Annotated in this window: 1 pseudogene; it reads left to right on the forward strand. The window is 70.0% G+C overall.

The window, feature by feature from the left end:
• A pseudogene (locus tag IF17_RS01000000136925) lies at nucleotides 1-417 on the forward strand (hypothetical protein); the annotation flags it as partial.

Raw genomic sequence — 417 nt, forward strand, 5'->3', positions numbered from 1 at the left:
CCGCCCAGGGGATCACCTCCGGCGGCGCGGCCACCCACGAGGGGCTCACCTTCGCCTGGCCCACGACGGGCTCGGGCAAGCCCGACAACATCGTGGCCGGCGGGCAGACCGTCCCGTTCACCGGACGGGGCAGCACGATCGGATTCCTCGGCACCGCCGACTACGGCAACGCCTCGGGCACCGGAACGGTCACGTACACCGACGGGACCACCCAGAACTTCACCCTGTCCTTTCCCGACTGGTGGGCCAACAGCCCCTCCACGGGCAACGACGTCCTCGCCACGACCGACTACTTCAACAACGGCGGCGGCAAGGTCCAGCAGAAGGTGAGCGTGTACGCCGCGACCGCTCCGCTCCAGCCCGGCAAGACCATCGCTTATCTGACCCTGCCCGACATCGGCCCGGGCGCCGCCACCA

The sequence above is a fragment of the Streptomyces cyaneofuscatus genome (assembly GCF_000718135.1).
Classification (GTDB): Bacteria; Actinomycetota; Actinomycetes; order Streptomycetales; family Streptomycetaceae; genus Streptomyces; species Streptomyces cyaneofuscatus.